Raw genomic sequence first — 15,791 nt, forward strand, 5'->3', positions numbered from 1 at the left:
AAAGCGTTGTCGCAAAAGGCGAGGCAGGGAGTTGGTTGTTGATGCGCGACCGTTGTCGCGATCAGCGCGTAGGGATTCAAACTGGGAGTGGAAAGAGACACCCAGCTTGGAGCAGGGATGATTGGCAAGGTTTTTGCTTGGGCGGTTTCGCGAGGTGGTCAACGTCGTCCGTACATATCCTCAGTTGACGGTGAAATTCATGAACATAAAATATGATTTATTATCATGAATAACAGCAGGGCTGGCCCTGAACTGGCATAGCCCGCAAACCGGAGACAGCCCCATGACCGTCAACCTGCGCCGCCGCGCGCTGCTGTGTGCCGCCGTGCTGGGCACCCTGCCCACGCTGGCCTGGAGCGATACCTATCCCAGCAAGCCGATCCGCATGGTGGTGCCGTTCTCTCCTGGCGGCGCCACGGATGTGGTGGCGCGGCTGATCTCGCAGAAGCTGGGCGAGGCGCTGAAGCAGTCGGTGGTGGTGGAGAACCGTCCCGGCGCCAACGGCATCATCGGCACCGATATCGTTGCGCGCGCGGCGCCGGACGGCTACACGCTGCTGCTCAACACCGCCGGCGCGCAGACGCTCAGCCCGCTGTTGTACAAGGCAGGCTACGAGCCGCTGAAGAGCTTTGCGCCGATCTCGCTGATCAGCAATATCGGCTTCGTGATGGTGGTGCATCCGTCGGTGCCGGCCAGGACGGTGCAGGAGTTCGTGGCGCTGGCCAAGTCCAAGACCCGGCCGCTGAGCCTGTCGGCAGGCAGCAGCATGATCGAGCTGATCGGCGCGAGCTTCAAGGCAAGCGCGGGCATTCCCGATGTCGTCAGCGCTTCGTACAAGGGCACCGGCCCGCAGATGCAGGCGGTGGTGTCGGGCGAGGTAGACATGACCATCGATCCGTTCAACTCGATGGCGATGATCAAGGCGGGCAAGCTGCGTCCGCTGGCGGTGTTTGCCTCCAGGCGATCGCCGGCGCTGCCGCAGGTGCCGACCATGCAGGAGGCTGGCTTCGACGGCATGGCGTTCAACTCGTGGGCCGGCTTGCTGGCGCCGGCGGGGACGCCGAAGGAGATCGTCAACCGGCTGAACCAGGAGGTGACGCGCATCGTTGCGCTGCCGGAGATGAAGGAGAAGCTGGCGGCGATCGACTATGAGGCGGTCGGCAGCACGCCGGAGCAGTTCGCCACCACCATCGCCGAAGACACGGCCCGCTGGGCCCGCATCGTCAAGGAAACCAACTACAAGGCCGGTTCCTGACCAGCACGAAATTCATGCCGCAGATGGGTTGATCCGCTTCCGACGCAGACATTACACTGCGCCCCGTTCTGATAAACGGAGCTATCCGTGGACAGTTGTTCCAGTCATTCCCGCGGAAGGGGATCGTCCCGGGCCGCCATGGCGCGCTGAGCAACTGCAGTCTTGCGGCTGCAGGCGCGGCATCGCTGCCTGCAGTGGCTTCCATTGGCGACAACCCCATCGTTCCGGGCGGGCCTGCGCTTCTGGGTCGTGCGGGACCGGGTACAGGTCGATACCACCTATGGCAATGTGTTCGGCGGCGGGACCGGCGAGCGGTTTTTTACGATCGGGTTGCGGTTGTTGTTGTCGCCGGCGTTCTTGCCGTAGCGTTCATCAGGCCCTCGACTTCTTCGCGCGACGGCGGATACGCCCCGGCCCGCGTCGCTGCTACCGCCGCGGCTGCCGCAGCAAGTCGCGCCTGCGCCGCCAGATCGTGCGCGGCGCCCGACAGCACGCCGGCCATCCATCCGCCCATGGCAGCATCGCCGCAGCCGACCGTATCGGCGACTTCAACGCGCAAGGCCTGCTGTTCGACCCTGACATCGCCCTTGCACAGCGTCATGCCCTGCGCGCCGCGCGTCAGCATCACGGTGGCATCCGGCGCCATGGCGCGCACCTGTCCGAGTGCGGCACAGGTGTCGAGGCCGGGGAACAGCCCCGCCAGGTCTTCGTCGGAGATCTTGACGTAGCTGGCCAGGCGCAGCATATGCGCCAGCACCGCGGCGTAGCCAGGCGTGCGCATCAGGTCGCGGAAGTTGGGATCGAAGGCGATGCGCTTGCCGGCCTGCGCAGCCTGGGTGGCCTCTTCGCACAGCCGTGCGGCCAGCGGCTGGCGCACCAGGCTGATCGAGCCGAAATGCACGACTTCTGCCGCCTGGCGCCAGCCGGCGGGCAGCGCGGCGGCATCGAAGTGCAGGTCGGCGCTGTCGTCGCCGACAAAGAAATACTGCGGCGGATGGCGCGAGGCGACGAAGGCAAGGAAGGGCGAGTGCGGCACGCGCTGCAGGAAGCGCGTATCGAGCCCGGCCGCGGCGCTGGCGCGGGCGAGGTCGTCGCCGAACAGGTCCTGGCTGACGGCGCCGGCGAATGCGGTGGCAAGGCCCAGCCGCGCGCCGGCGCGCGCCACGTTCCAGCACGAGCCGCCAGGCAGGCCCAGCCAGCTGCCGTCGGGCTGGCGCACCATGTCAGTCAGGGCTTCGCCAAAGACGACATAGCGGGGCAGGGAGGTTGGCGTGGACATAAGGGTATCTCCGGCGGAAAGCTCAGGCCGCGGCGTCTTGCGGGGCGAGAGCGGCCTGCGCGCGGCGGATCAGCGCGGCGGTAGAGGCATCGTGCGGGGCCGCGGCCGCCGTGCCTTCCAGCTCGCGCTGGATCGGTGCGGCCAGCTTCTTGCCCAGTTCCACGCCCCACTGGTCGAAGGAATTGATCTGCCACAGCGCGCCCTGCACGAAGGTCCGGTGCTCGGCCAATGCGAGCAGCGCACCAAGGTGCCACGGATCCAGCCGCCGCAGCAGCAGCGTATTGCTGGGCCGGTTGCCTTCGAACACCATGTGGGGCACCAGGGCTTCATCGCTGACGCCTTCGGACCGCACTTCTTGCGCGGTGCGGCCGCGCAGCAGCGCCTCTCCCTGCGCGAAGCAGTTGGCCAGCAGCTTGGCATGGTGCCCGGGCAGGTCGCTGACCGGCTCCAGCGTGGCGATGAAGTCTACCGGAACCAGCTGCGAGCCCTGGTGCATCATCTGGAAATAGGCGTGCTGGCCGTTGGTGCCGGTCGTACCCCACACCACCGGGGCCGAGCCTGCCTGGATGCTGCCGCCGTCGAGGCGCACCGACTTGCCATTGCTTTCCATCTCCAGCTGCTGCAGGAAGGCGGGCAGCAGTTCCAGCGGTTCGCAGTAGGGGGCCACGCAGCGGCTGCCGGCGCCGAGGAAGCTGCGATACCAGACATCGAGCAGCCCCAGCAGCATCGGCAGGTTCCGCGCTGCAGGCGCGCTGGCGAAATGCAGGTCCATCGCGCGCGCGCTGTCGAGCAGTTCGCGGAAGCGCCCGAAGCCCACTGCCACGGCGATCGACAGGCCCACCGCCGACCACAGCGAAAAGCGTCCCCCTACCCAGTCCCAGAACGGGAACATATTGGCCGGATCGATGCCGAACGCGGCCACCGCGTCGCGGTTGGTCGAGACCGCCACGAAATGGCGCGCCAGGTCCGCGCGCGACGCACCCTGCTGCATGAACCAGTCGCGCGCGGTGCCTGCGTTGGCCATGGTTTCCAGCGTGGTGAAGGTCTTGGAGCAGACGATCACCAGCGTGGTGGCGGCGTCCAGCGGTGCCAGCGTGCGCGCCAGGTCGCTGCCGTCGACGTTGGCGACGAAATGCATGCGTGGCCCGGCGCTGTCGGCACTGTTCGCACTCTCGGCGCCCGCCAGCGCACGGCATACCATGCGCGGCCCCAGGTCAGAGCCGCCGATGCCGATATTGACCACATCGGTGATCGCGCGGCCGTCAAAGCCGGTCCAGGCACCGCCACGCACGGCATCGGCAAATCGTTCCATCTGGCCCAGCACCGTGGCGACGTCCGCGCCAACCGGCACGCCAAGCGCGCGGTAGCCGTCCTCGGGGTAAGCGCGCAGCGCGACATGCAGCGCGGCGCGGCGCTCGGTGGTATTGACCGGCTCGCCGGCGAACATGGCATCACGCCGCTCGCTGACGCGCGCCTGTGCCGCCAGCTCGAGCAGCAGTTGCAGCGTCTCGTCGGTGACCCGGTTCTTGGCGTAGTCGAGCGTCAGGCCGCAGGCCTCGGCGGTGAAGCGCTCGGCGCGCGCCATGCCATGCGGGCCGTCGAACCAGTCGCGCATATGGGTGTGGCGCATGGTCTCGGCATGCGCGCGCAGCGCTTGCCAGGCGGGAAGGGTGGTGGTCATGTCGATGGCTCCTACATTTCTTCGTGCCAGGCCTGGCCGTCGCGCGACAGCAGGGCGCTGGAGGCCGCCGGCCCCCAGGTGCCGGCGGTATATGGCTTGGGCGGCGCGGTGGTGTTCTCCCACGCCTGCAGGATCGGCGCGACCCAGCGCCAGGCCTGCACCTGCTCGTCGCGGCGCACGAACAGGCCCAGCCGGCCGCGGATCACGTCGAGCAGCAGCCGCTCATAGGCGCCCACGCGCCGCACGCGCGGCGCCGCGCTGTTCAGCTGCAGGTCGAGCGAAGCGGGCTGCAGCGCCTGCGTGTCGCCCGGCTGCTTGGTCAGGAAATAGAGGCGGATGCTTTCCTCCGGCTGCAGCGTGATCACCAGCCGGTTGCCGGCCATGGTGCCCAGCGGATGCGGGAACAGCGGGTACGGCACGTCGTGGAAATGGATCACGATCTCCGCCACGCGCGACTGCATGCGCTTGCCGGTACGCAGGTAGAACGGCACGCCGGCCCAGCGCCAGTTGGCGATCTCGGCGCGGATGGCGACGAAGGTTTCGGTGCGGCTGTCCGGGGCGATGCCCGGCTCGCTGGCGTAGCCTGGCACCGGGTTGCCCCCCGCGGCGCCACGGCAATACTGGCCGCGTACCACTTTCTCGGCCACGTCCTCGGTGCGGATCGGACGCAGCGCCTTCAGGATCTTGAGCTTCTCGTCGCGGATGGCGTCTTCGGACAGGCTGGTGGGCGGCTCCATCGCCACCATGCACAGCAGCTGCAGCAAGTGGTTCTGCACCATGTCGCGCAGCGCGCCGATGCCGTCGTAGAAGCCGCCGCGGCGCTCCACGCCCAGCTCCTCGGCAATGGTGATCTGTACCTGCCGCACCCATTCGCGCCGCCACAGCGGCTCGAACAACACGTTGCCGAAGCGCATCGCCATCAGGTTCTGCACCGACTCCTTGCCGAGGTAGTGGTCGATGCGGTAGATGCGGTCCTCGGCGAAATGCCGCGCCACTTCGGCATTGATGGCCTCGGACGATGCCAGGTCATGGCCGAGCGGCTTTTCCAGCACCACCCGGCTGCGCTCGCCGGCCAGTCCCACGCGCGCCAGCTGCGCGCAGATGGTGGCGAACAGGTGCGGCGCGGTCGCCAGGTAGCACACCACCACCGGCGCGGCGCGGGCGTTGACCAGTTCGGCCAGCGCGTCGAAGCCGGCATCGGCGTTGGCATCGACCTGCAGGTACACGATGCGCTCCAGGAAGCCTTGCCATGCCGCGGCGTTGCCGGCCAGCGCCGGCAGCACCTCGTCGTTGAGCATGGCCACGTAGGCGTCGTGCGACAGCGGCTGGCTGCCCAGCGCCAGGATGCGCCCGCGCGGGTGCAGCGCGCCGGCGGCGTGCGCATCGAACAGCGCCGGCAGCAGCTTGCGCCGCGCCAGGTCGCCGGTGGCGCCGAACAGGACGAAGTCGAATTCGGGTGCGTGGGCAGCGGCCGGAGCCGCTGCGGAATGGCTGTCCATCATGTCGGGAAGAAACGGTGCGTTCGGCAAAAGAGGTTGGAAAGATGGCGGGCCTGACGCTCATCGCGGCGTAGCCCAGCCCTTGTACTGGCCGACGTTGGCGCGCGTCACCAGGGTCGAAGGCAGCAGCACGGTCGGAGTTGCGGGTCGCTGGCCATTCATCATGCCGACGCCCAGCTGCACCGCGGTGCGGGCGATCGCCCACGGGTCCTGGCTGGCCGAGGCCTGCACCAGCGTATCGGCCTTCAGCGCGGCTTCGATGTCGGGCGCTCCGTCCACCGAAGCGATCAGGATGCCGCGGCGGTTGAGCTGGCGCGCGGCCAGGTCGGCGCCCACCGCCTGCGGGTCGTTGATGGTGAAGACCGCGTCGACCTTGGGAAAGCGCGTCAGGTACAGCTGCATCACGTTCAGGCCACCCTCGCGCGAGCCCTTGGCGTCCTGGTCGTCCGACAGGATGCGGATGTCAGGGTGCCGCGCCAGCACGGCCTTGCAGCCCTTGACGCGATCGAGCACGGCCGACACCGGCGGCCCGTTCTGGATGATCACGTTGCCGCGCCCCTTGAGACGCTCGGCGATGAAGCCGCAGGCCAGTTCGCCGGCCTGGGTGTTGTCGGTCTGCACCGTGGCATCGGCGCCGGCGGCGGCCACGTCGACCGCGACCACCACGATGCCGGCCTTGCGCGCCTTGCGCACCGCAGGCTCGATCGCGCGCGCATCCGCCGCGTTGATCAGGATCAGGTCGACCCTGGCGACGATAAAGCTGTCGATATGGGTGAACTGCTTGTTCAGGTCATAGTCCGCCGACAGCACGGTGACCTTGACGTCGGGATTGACCTGCCGGGCCGCGGCCTCGGCGCCGCGCGCCAGCGCGACGAAGTACGGGTTGCCGAGCGAGCCCAGCGTTACGCCGACCTTCTTGAGCTGGCGCTGCGGGGCTTGTACGGCGGACTGCGACGGCGTCTGCGCGGCGGCCGGCAGCGCGCAGAGCGCGGCCATTGCGACCGCTGCCAGTGCGCGGAGGAAGGGAACGGGCTTGATCATCGATGTGTCTCCTGTCAGTGCGTTGCTCAGGTCCGCGCCGAACCCTTCTGACGGTAGCGGTCCAGCGCCACCGCGCCGATGATCACCAGCCCTTTGATGATGTACTGCCAGATGTCCGACACGCCCAGCAGGATCAGCCCGTTGGACAGCACCGCGATGATCAGCGCGCCCACCAGCGTGCCGGCGATCGAGCCGACCCCGCCGACGAAGCTGGTGCCGCCCAGGATCACCGCGGCGATGGCATCGAGCTCGTAGGACTGGCCCAGCTGCAGGCCATTGGCCGCGTACAGCCGCGACGCCGACATGACGCCGCCCAGCCCCGACAGCAGCCCGGACACGGCATAGACGAACAGCAGCACCACCCAGACCTTGATGCCCGACAGCCGCGCCGCTTCGGCATTGCCGCCGACGGCGTAGATCTGCAGGCCCAGCACCGTGCGTCGCAGCACCAGCCACGACACCGCCACCACGGCCGCCGCGATCACCACCAGCCAGGGCACGCCCAGCAGGTCGCCGTTGCCGATGAAGGCAAAGGAGATGTCGGGGTTGTAGACGGTGCTGTCATTCCCAACCAGCCGGGCCAGTCCGCGCACTGCGGTCAGGCTGCCCAGCGTGACGATGAACGGCGGCAGTTTCATGAAAGCGATCAGCGCGCCGTTGAACAGGCCGAACAGCAGCCCGCACAGCAGCGCCGCCGGCACGCTCAGTGCCGCCAGCTGCGGCATCAGCGAAACCAGCATCGCCACCACCGCGGACACCGACAGGATCGAGCCCACCGACAGGTCGATGCCGCCGGTCAGGATGACAAAGGTCATGCCCGCCGCCAGTACCAGGTTGATCGACGCCTGCTGCGCGATGATCGACAGGTTCTGCAGGCTGGCAAAGTTGTCGGTCAGCAGCGTGAAGCCGAAGCAGAGCAGCACCAGCACCGGCAGCATGCCGAGCGCGCGCAGGCGTTCCTGCGTGGTGGCGCGGCCGGCGGCGCCGGGCAGGGCGGGGCCGGTGGAAGGTGCGGCCGCGGCAGCGGCGTGGGCGGCGGGGTGGAAGGGGTTGCGCATGGTGTCTCCTTGTCGGAACGTCGTGCCTGCGTGGGCCGACGTGCTTAGGTGCATTTATGTTTTGCGATTGGCGACTGATGAACCGAGTGTTTGCTCCCCTCTCCCGCTTGCGGGAGAGGGGAGCAAACCGCGGGGACCGTCAATGCAGTGTGGTGGGTTGAATGTCCCCACCCGCCCCGGTCGCCAGCGCAATAATCCGTTCCTGCATGCCAGCCGCATCGGCACAACCAGCCACTTCGCCGACCAGCTCGCCTTCGCGCATCACCAGCACGCGGTCGCACAGGCCGACCACCTCCGGCAGCTCGCTGGAAATCAGCAGCACGGCCACGCCCGAGCGGGCCAGCTCGTCCACCAGCCGGTAGATCTCCGCCTTGGCGCCGATATCCACGCCGCGCGTCGGCTCATCCAGGATCAGCACGCGCGGCCGCGTTTCCAGCAGCCGCGACAGCATCACCTTCTGCTGGTTGCCGCCTGACAGCGCGCCGACGTTGACCTGCGGGTGCGCCACGCGGATGCCGAGCGAGCGGATTGCCTGCGTGGTGCGCTGGCGGGCGCTGGCGCGGTTGAGCCGGCCGCCGCGCAGCGCGTCGCGGGCCGCCACGATCAGGTTGATGTTCTCGTGCACGCTCTGATCCAGGAACAGCCCCTGCAGCTTGCGGTCTTCGGTCAGGTAGGCGATGCCGGCGTCGATCGCCTGGCGCGGGCTCGAAATGGCCAGCGGCGTGCCGGCGACGAACACCGCGCCAGCGCTGCGCGCATCGGCGCCGAAGATCAGCCGCGCCAGTTCGGTTCGGCCGGCGCCGACCAGGCCGGCCAGCCCCAGCACTTCGCCGGCGCGCAGGTCGAAACTGCACGGCAGCACGCGCCGGCCATCGGACATATTGCGCACCGACAGCATGATCTCGCCCTGGCGTGTCTCGCCATGGGTCTTGGTGTAGAAGCCGGACAGGTCGCGGCCCACCATCATCTTGACCAGCGCGGCGCGGGTCAGGTTGTCGCGCTCCAGCGTGCCGACGAAGCAGCCGTCGCGCAGCACCGTGACGCGGTCGGCCAGCTCGTCGATCTCGGCCATGCGATGGCTGATGTAGATGATCGCCATGCCTTCGGCACGCAGCTGGCGGATCAGCGCGAACAGCCGGTCGGTTTCGCGGGTCGACAGCGGCGTGGTGGGCTCGTCCATCACCAGGATGCGCGTCTCGAAATGCACCGCGCGCGCAATCTCGACCAGCTGGCGCTGCGCGATCGACAGCGTATGCACCGGCGTGGTTGGCGTGAAGTCCGCCCCGAGCCGCGCCAGCGTGGCTTCGCACGCGCTGGCCATCGCGGCGCGGTCGACCATGCCATGGCGGTGCAGATGCCGGCCGAGGTAGATGTTCTCGGCCACGCTCAGGTTCGGCGCCAGGCTCAGCTCCTGGTAGATCACCGCGATGCCATGCTCGCGTGCCGCGGCCGGGCCGCCGAAAGCGACCGGCTCGCCGGCGATGCGGCACTCGGCGCCGGGATCGGCGGTGTAGGCGCCGGAGAGGATTTTCATCAGTGTCGACTTGCCGGCGCCGTTCTCGCCCATCAGCGCATGGACTTCGCCCGCGTAGACGGTCAGCTGCACATTGCTGAGCGCCTTCACGCCGGGAAAGGTCTTGGAGATATTGCGCAGCGCCAGCAGCGGCGCGGCAGCGGCGGCGCCATGGGGGCGCTGCTGCTGGGGCTGGGGCAGGGTGCGTGATGCTTCAGACCATGGCATGGCGGGCCTCCGGGACAATGGCCGAGGCGCCCTTGAGCAGCTCGGCACGCGGCGAGAAATTCATGAACATCGGCAGCGACGCCGCGCCGACCGCGCCGGCGTTGGCGCCGAAGCAGCCGCGCACCACGGTGGCGGGCGTGCGCGCTTCCGGGGCGCTGTCGTTCAGGGCCTGCTGCAGCCGGTCGATCAGCGCCGGCACCAGCCCGCCGTCGATGTCGGCGTCGAAGATCACCAGCGGCACGTCCAGCACCGCCAGCGCCGATTGCAGCGCCGGCGCCAGCGCGTCGACGCAGTCGTCGATCCATTGCGCCACCGCCGGGTGGCCCAGCTCGGCCTGGCGCTGCAGGTCGGCATGGCCGTCGACCGCCACGCCGTGATAGCGCAGGTGGCGCGTCAGCGCATTGAGCGAGGCGCGCGACAGCAGCAGGTCGCGGCGCTTGCCGGCAGGCGTCGGCGCTGACGGCAGGGTGCTGGGCGGCACCGGCATCATGGCGATGTCGCCGGCATTGCCGGAAACGCCGCGCACGCAGTCGCCGTTGATCACCACGCCGCCGCCGATGGCGGGGCCGAGGAACACATAGAGGAAATGCTGCGCGTGGTGGCGCCCGTAGAACAGCTCGGCTACCGCGGCCGCGGTGCCGTCGTTCTCGCTGAACACCGGCAGGCCGGTGACGGCGTTGAGCATCGCGGCGAAGTCGGCCTCGTCCCAGGCGCGGAAGCTTGCCTGGAAGTCCTCGCCCTGCACGTCGAGCTCGCGCAGCCACGCCCCAAGGTTATAGGGCTGCGCCACGCCGATTCCCAGCAGCCGCTTCTGCTCGCCCGGGCTGAGCCGGGCGCGCATCGCGTCGATATCGCGCCGCACCAGTTCCAGCGCCTGCTCGGGATGAGGCAGGACCAGCTGGTGCGCATGGCTGGCGAGCAGCTCGCCGGCAAAGTCCACCATCACGGTCTCGATGCTGCCGCGGTCGAGCCTCACGCCAATGCCGAAGGCGCCTTTGGCCTTGAGCCGGATCAGGCTGGCGGGTTGCCCGCGCTGGCCCTCGGTGCGGCGGCCGGCCTGCTCCACCAGGCCTTCGTCGGCCAGGGTCTGCACGATGCTGCCGACCGCGGTGTTGGTCAGCTGCGCCATCCGCGCCAGATCGGCCTTCGACGCCTCGCCGGCGCGGCGCAACGCCAGCAGCAGCGCGCGTTCGTTGTACAGGCGCAAGCTGGCGGAATTCACGCCACGGCCTGCCTTGGATGCGGTCATGTTGTCTCCGTCCTTTGGCCGACGCTGGTGGGGGCGTCGGCTCGGTATTAATTAATTCAGGTTGAATTAAAGAATACTCGACGGCAGAACTCAACTGCGGGAAAACCCGTGGGTGAAAGCGCGCAGGCGGGCTGGAGTGGCTTTTGGAACACTGCGCTTGCGCGGCGGCGCCTGGCTGGCTAGCGTAAAGACAGACCGAAACTAGCAACCCGGAGCAAGAGATGAAGGCCCGCGCCGAGACTGGCCAGTGGAGCCGCTACTACGTGCTGGACCTGAAAAACCGGCCGGTGGAGGTGGCGGCACGTGAGGAATGGGAGCGCTGGATGGCTGAGAACGATCCGGTGTTCCGCCGCACGCTGCTGCAGGACAGCGGCGGCGTGGTCACCACGCGCTTTCGCGGACTGGCGCAGGCATCAGGGGAAGCGCCGCTGTTCGTGACCCGCGTGACTGGCATGGGGGAGCAGGACAACGAAAGCTACGGCGCGCCCACGCTCGCTGCCGCGCTGGCATTGCACGATGACATCGTGAAGAAGCTATTGCGGCAGCTCGGCGGGACGGTGCCGTAGGCGTCGGCTGCAACTCAATCCGGCAGCGCCCCGGCCTGCCGCAGCGCCGCGCGTGCAATCTCCATCCGTGCCTTGGCGTGCTCGGGTTTGAGGAGATCGAGATTGAGCGCGAACAGGTAGTTGTCTCCGCCGCGCTCCACCCATCCCACCAGCCATCCCACCGCCGGCTGCGCCGAATCGGCCCAGCCGGTCTTGGCGTGCAGCGTATAGCCTGCGGTGCGTTCTGTCACCGTCAGCCGGTCCACGCCATCGAACGCGGCCGGCGAGAACGGCAGCGTGCGCTGCACCAGCCCCTTGAGGAAATCGATCTGCTGGTTGGCTGAGATCTGCAGCCGGCCATTGAGCCAGAAGCGGTCGACCGGTCCCGAGCTGTCGGCATTGCCGTAATGCGAGGCGGTCAGGTAGCGCTGGTAGGCCGGGCTGCCGACCCGTCGCGCCAGCGCCTGGTAGGCGGGCACGCATGAGTTGGGGAAGGCCACGCGCAGCGGCACGTCGGCATTGCAGGCTTCGGGCAGGACAGCCTTGCCGCCGACCAGCCAGACCTTGCCGTCCCACGGCAGCTTGTCGTGGTCGATGTCGGCCACGGCGCCGCTGTCCAGGCCGATCAGCGAATTCATGATCTTGAAGGTCGACGCAGGCGAATACGGCCTGGCCGCGCGCGCAGCGTTGTAGGTCAGCACGCGATCGCGGCGCAGGTCGTGGACGACGATGGTGCCGCTGGTACCGGCCTGGCGGAACAGCGCTTCCGCATCGAGCGGTGCAGCTTGCGGTGCGGCGGTGGCGGGCAGGGCGCAAGAGAGCAGGGCGAGTCCCACGGCCAGCGGGGACAGCAAACGGGCGATTCGGATAGGCATGGCAGTAACGTGTTGGGTTGGATAGGAATCCTCTGGTGGCAATCCGGGCCCGGACCGTGGTGCGCAGCATAGGAGAGCGCTCCACGCACGCCAACCGCGCACGCTGTAACCTGCGTAACATGACGGCGTCGCATCCTCTCCGGCCTCCAGCCTGCTACTGCTCCAGCCCATGTCCGCTGCCTTGCTTTGCATCGACGTCCGCGCCCCCTATCGCGTCAATGGCGAGCCCGCCCGCTTCCAGTCGGTCTGGCTGCTGGCGCGCGCCTGGCATGCGCAGCGCAGCGGCGGTGATGTGACAGCGGCGGCCGTGCGCAGCGCCTTCCCGGCCGCCGCCAACCTGCGCATGCTGGTATCGCGCGCCTTCGCGGACTTTGCCCGGTGGGGCGTGACGCTGGGCTGGGGCGCGGACCGGCAACGCGATCCGGCAACGGCCAACCCCGCGCAGCGCAGCCGCGGGCCGTTCTGGATGACGGCGGCGCAGGCCCGGCAACTGCGCTTCGTCGCGCACGGCCGCACGCTGGGCCCGGCGGCGCTGGCGCGGCAGCTGGGCTTTGCCGAGGCGGGGGCGCCAGAGTCCGGCATGGCGGACGGCGCGGCCTACGTGATGCGCGACATGGCCTTCTGGAGCGAACTGACGCAGGCCATGCGCAGCGCGCAGGACGGCTATGCCGGCGCGCACGGCACCGCCGTGGCCGAAGCGTTCCGCGTGGCACAGCGCAGCGCCGGCGATCCGTTCCAGCAGGCGTTGTCGCTGCTGAAGGAAAGCCTGGCCTGGCGCCGCTGCGGCAGCCTCGAGCAGAGCCGCGCCGCGCTGGCGCGCTTTGACCGGCTGTCCCGGGCAGGCAGCCCCGGCGCCGCCGTGCCCACCTTCGCGGCGATGGCGCACGTGGTGCGCGCCTGGGCCCGCTATACGCGCGGCGACCACGACGGCGCCGGCGCCGGGCTGGCCGCGCTGCGTGCGGATCCGGAGCTATCCCCGGCGGTGCGTTACAACCCGCGCCTGCGCTTCGAGGTGCTGAACCTGGAAGGGCTGCTGTACAAGGCCGGTGCGATGGGCAAGGCCGCAGCCGGCAGCGTGGCGCCGGCGCTGTCGGCGCAGCGTGCCCTCGATGCCTTCGCGGCAGCGCTGCAAGCCGGTTACGAAGCCGATTCGGTCGACGCCGTGCAGCATGCCGCGGCCAATATCGGCCTGTGCCTGTGGCTGTTCTGGCGCCATGGGCTGGCCGACCCCGGCCGCGCGCTCGATGCCGGCGCGGTGCAGCGGCAGGCGATGCGCTGGCTGGGGTTGTCGGAATGGATCTGCGACCGCTTCGGGGTGGGCGGCGGCACCGCGTGGAACGCGATCTTCCTGTTGCGCATCGCGCGCGGCAGCTGCGGGCCGGATGCGCCCGGCGATGCTGGCGAGGGCAAGGGCGTGCAGAGCGTGGCCGCCTTTCGCCGCCAGCGCCCGCTGTCCGTAGCCGATGCCATTGATGCGCTGCGGCCCTTCCACGCGCCGTTTGCTCCGGCCAAGGGATTCGTGCGCTGGTCGGCCGTGGCCGCCTTTGCGCTGGAAGACCACGACGCGGGCCATGTCAGCCTGGGGCCGTTGCAGCTGGCCAACCTGTTGCTGGAGTCGGCCTGGTACCTGACACACGAGCAAGGCGCAACCGCCAAAGCCTGCGCGGCGGTGGAGCGGCTGGCAGCGCAGTTGCCGGCGTTGCGCGCGGCCGAGCGGGCGTTCTTTGCGGCGGAGATCCGCGCGCTGCCGCCGGAACTGCGCGACGCGGCGGCGGAGGTGGCGCGCCGGCGGCGCAAGGGATAGCGGGGGATAGCGGGATCGCCGGCGTATTCATTGCGCGGCATCGCGCGCAGCCAGCGTTCAGTCGAACAGCTCGTGCCAGATGCTCTTCTTCCGATATTGCTTCTGGTGGCGTTCGTCGTAATAGCGGTCCCCGTCATGATGACGAGCGCGGCCCCACTCATGGCCGCGGTCCCGGTCGCCGTAGCTTTGCTGGGGCGGCGCAGCGGGCGCCACGGCCTGCGTCGCTGGCGCCGCGGCGACCGAACGCTCCAGGATCTTGTCGAGTTCGCCGCGGTCCAGCCATACGCCGCGGCATTTCGGGCAATAGTCGATTTCGATGCCCTGCCTTTCGGACATCACCAGTTGCGTTTGCGGGCACACCGGACAATCCATGCCTTCTCCTCGTTGCTGTCGATAAGTCGAGGTATGACCGGCCCGCCCGGCAATGGTTCGCCAGTGTGCGGCTGTCGCCTGCGCAGAGACGCGCACGCCACGTGGCGGCGTGCGGAATTTGTCGGCCGCGCCGCCGTCGAACCGGAATGCCTCAATTCGATCCCCATCGCGGACCGGCTCCTGAACCGTCCGCTTCGCCAGCATCGGCGCCGTATGGCGATGCGCCGCGCCGCCGGCCGCTGATCGGGCGCCTGGCAGCGCCGGCGATGGTGGCGGCGATCTTGTGGGCCGCCTGGCCATGGCTGCAGCCCCAGCTCGAACGCGCCATCTACGCGATGCGGCTGGCGGCCCGCCCGGCGCCGAGCGCGCTGCCGGTTCCGGTGCAAGGCGTCGCCCCGCGCGCGCTGCGCGACACGTGGCATGGCGCGCGCTCCGGCGGGCGCAAGCATGAAGGCATCGACATCTTCGCGCCGCGCGGCCGGCCGGTGCAGTCGGCCACGGAAGGCATCGTCTCGCGCGTCGGCACCAATTCGCTCGGCGGCAAGGTGGTCTGGGTGATGGGACCGGGCCGGCAGATGCATTACTACGCGCACCTCGACGACTACGCGGCAATACGCGCCGGCGATATCGTTGCACCGGGCACGGTGCTCGGCTATGTCGGCACCACCGGCAACGCCCGCGGCACGCCGCCGCACCTGCACTACGGCATCTATGCCGCCGGGGGTGCGATCAACCCGTATCCGCTGCTGAAGCCGCCCCCGACAGCCGGCGCGCCGCGGCGCTAGCCGGGGGCTGCGCCGCGCGCAGGAGCGCGCCGGAGGAGTCAGGGCCTGGCGTCGGCCAGGGCCTTCTGGATGGCAGCGTCGGTCTGGGCGTAGTTGCCTTCGCCGAAGTGCTTGTAGACGACGTTGCCGCTGGCGTCGACAAGATACAGCGCCGGCCAGTACTGGTTGTGCCAGGCGTTCCAGGTGGCGTACTTGTTGTCCTGCGCCACCGGGTAGCGGATGTCGAAGCGCTTGATCGCCGCCTGGACATTGGCGGTGGACTTTTCGTAGCCGAACTCGGGCGTATGCACGCCGACCACCACCAGCCCCTTGTCGCGGTATTTGTCGTACCACTGGCGCACATGGGGCAGGGTGCGGATGCAGTTGATGCAGTCGTAGGTCCAGAAATCTACCAGCACGACCTTGCCGCGCAGTCCGGCAAGGGTCAGCGGTTCGGAGTTGAGCCATTTCTCGATGCCGGTGAATTCCGGCGCCTTGCCGAAATCCGCCGGCGCGGCGGCAGCGGGAGCGCCGTGGGTGGCGGCGAAGATGGTGGTGGCGGCAAGCAGGGTACGCAGGATGCGGTGCATGGTGCAGTCTCCGTGTCAGACAGTGGGGGAAGGGTTCA

Annotated in this window: 14 protein-coding genes; 4 read left to right on the plus strand and 10 right to left on the minus strand. The window is 69.0% G+C overall.

What is annotated here, in order from left to right; all coding sequences use genetic code 11:
- The first annotated feature begins 283 nt into the window (after nucleotides 1-283).
- Nucleotides 284-1,255 (plus strand): Bug family tripartite tricarboxylate transporter substrate binding protein, encoded by a 972-nt coding sequence (locus ACAD63_RS26250; RefSeq protein ID WP_135702818.1) that lies wholly within the window; start codon nucleotides 284-286, stop codon nucleotides 1,253-1,255.
- A gap of 319 nt (nucleotides 1,256-1,574) precedes the next feature.
- On the opposite strand, the gene ACAD63_RS26255 is transcribed toward ACAD63_RS26250, so the two are convergent.
- From ACAD63_RS26255 to ACAD63_RS26285, 7 genes are all read right to left on the minus strand, one after another.
- Complete coding sequence (locus ACAD63_RS26255; protein WP_434034590.1) at nucleotides 1,575-2,534, minus strand: carbohydrate kinase family protein; 960 nt, start codon at nucleotides 2,532-2,534, stop codon at nucleotides 1,575-1,577.
- 22 nt (nucleotides 2,535-2,556) lie between these two features.
- On the minus strand, nucleotides 2,557-4,215 hold the full coding sequence (gene pgi, locus ACAD63_RS26260; RefSeq protein WP_434034591.1) for a glucose-6-phosphate isomerase: 1,659 nt from the start codon (nucleotides 4,213-4,215) through the stop codon (nucleotides 2,557-2,559).
- A gap of 11 nt (nucleotides 4,216-4,226) precedes the next feature.
- Complete coding sequence (zwf, locus tag ACAD63_RS26265) at nucleotides 4,227-5,717, minus strand: glucose-6-phosphate dehydrogenase (RefSeq protein ID WP_371703944.1); 1,491 nt, start codon at nucleotides 5,715-5,717, stop codon at nucleotides 4,227-4,229.
- A 57-nt stretch (nucleotides 5,718-5,774) separates the two neighbouring features.
- On the minus strand, nucleotides 5,775-6,755 hold the full coding sequence (locus tag ACAD63_RS26270; RefSeq protein WP_434034592.1) for an ABC transporter substrate-binding protein: 981 nt from the start codon (nucleotides 6,753-6,755) through the stop codon (nucleotides 5,775-5,777).
- A 26-nt stretch (nucleotides 6,756-6,781) separates the two neighbouring features.
- Nucleotides 6,782-7,813: an ABC transporter permease subunit gene (locus ACAD63_RS26275; RefSeq protein WP_133094546.1), complete on the minus strand. Its 1,032-nt coding sequence runs from the start codon at nucleotides 7,811-7,813 to the stop codon at nucleotides 6,782-6,784.
- A 139-nt stretch (nucleotides 7,814-7,952) separates the two neighbouring features.
- Nucleotides 7,953-9,554, minus strand: coding sequence for a sugar ABC transporter ATP-binding protein (locus ACAD63_RS26280; protein WP_434034593.1), 1,602 nt, complete (start codon nucleotides 9,552-9,554; stop codon nucleotides 7,953-7,955).
- Nucleotides 9,541-10,803, minus strand: coding sequence for an ROK family protein (locus ACAD63_RS26285; protein WP_434034594.1), 1,263 nt, complete (start codon nucleotides 10,801-10,803; stop codon nucleotides 9,541-9,543). Before ACAD63_RS26285 ends, ACAD63_RS26280 begins: the two co-directional genes overlap by 14 nt.
- Nucleotides 10,804-11,024: 221 nt before the next feature.
- Here ACAD63_RS26285 and ACAD63_RS26290 point away from each other — a divergent pair, with 221 nt between their 5' ends.
- Nucleotides 11,025-11,369: a hypothetical protein gene (locus ACAD63_RS26290; RefSeq protein WP_133094548.1), complete on the plus strand. Its 345-nt coding sequence runs from the start codon at nucleotides 11,025-11,027 to the stop codon at nucleotides 11,367-11,369.
- A gap of 14 nt (nucleotides 11,370-11,383) precedes the next feature.
- Here ACAD63_RS26290 and blaOXA read toward each other — a convergent pair whose 3' ends face one another.
- On the minus strand, nucleotides 11,384-12,223 hold the full coding sequence (gene blaOXA / locus ACAD63_RS26295; RefSeq protein ID WP_135702810.1) for an OXA-1206 family carbapenem-hydrolyzing class D beta-lactamase: 840 nt from the start codon (nucleotides 12,221-12,223) through the stop codon (nucleotides 11,384-11,386).
- A 169-nt stretch (nucleotides 12,224-12,392) separates the two neighbouring features.
- Here blaOXA and ACAD63_RS26300 point away from each other — a divergent pair, with 169 nt between their 5' ends.
- A complete protein-coding gene (locus tag ACAD63_RS26300) occupies nucleotides 12,393-14,027 on the plus strand; it encodes a hypothetical protein (RefSeq protein WP_135702809.1) in 1,635 nt (544 codons plus the stop codon).
- Between the two features lie 57 nt (nucleotides 14,028-14,084).
- Here the strand turns inward: ACAD63_RS26300 and ACAD63_RS26305 are convergent, their stop codons facing one another.
- Nucleotides 14,085-14,399 (minus strand): zf-TFIIB domain-containing protein, encoded by a 315-nt coding sequence (locus ACAD63_RS26305; RefSeq protein ID WP_133094551.1) that lies wholly within the window; start codon nucleotides 14,397-14,399, stop codon nucleotides 14,085-14,087.
- Nucleotides 14,400-14,665: 266 nt separating this feature from the next.
- On the opposite strand from ACAD63_RS26305, the gene ACAD63_RS26310 reads away from it, so the two are divergent.
- Nucleotides 14,666-15,184, plus strand: a complete 519-nt coding sequence (locus tag ACAD63_RS26310) for a M23 family metallopeptidase (RefSeq protein ID WP_434034595.1) — start codon at nucleotides 14,666-14,668, stop codon at nucleotides 15,182-15,184.
- Between the two features lie 38 nt (nucleotides 15,185-15,222).
- On the opposite strand, the gene ACAD63_RS26315 is transcribed toward ACAD63_RS26310, so the two are convergent.
- On the minus strand, nucleotides 15,223-15,753 hold the full coding sequence (locus ACAD63_RS26315) for a thioredoxin family protein (protein WP_133094552.1): 531 nt from the start codon (nucleotides 15,751-15,753) through the stop codon (nucleotides 15,223-15,225).
- Nucleotides 15,754-15,791: the final 38 nt, after the last annotated feature.

The organism is Cupriavidus sp. a3 (genome assembly GCF_051015765.1).
Lineage (GTDB): Bacteria > Pseudomonadota > Gammaproteobacteria > Burkholderiales > Burkholderiaceae > Cupriavidus > Cupriavidus oxalaticus_A.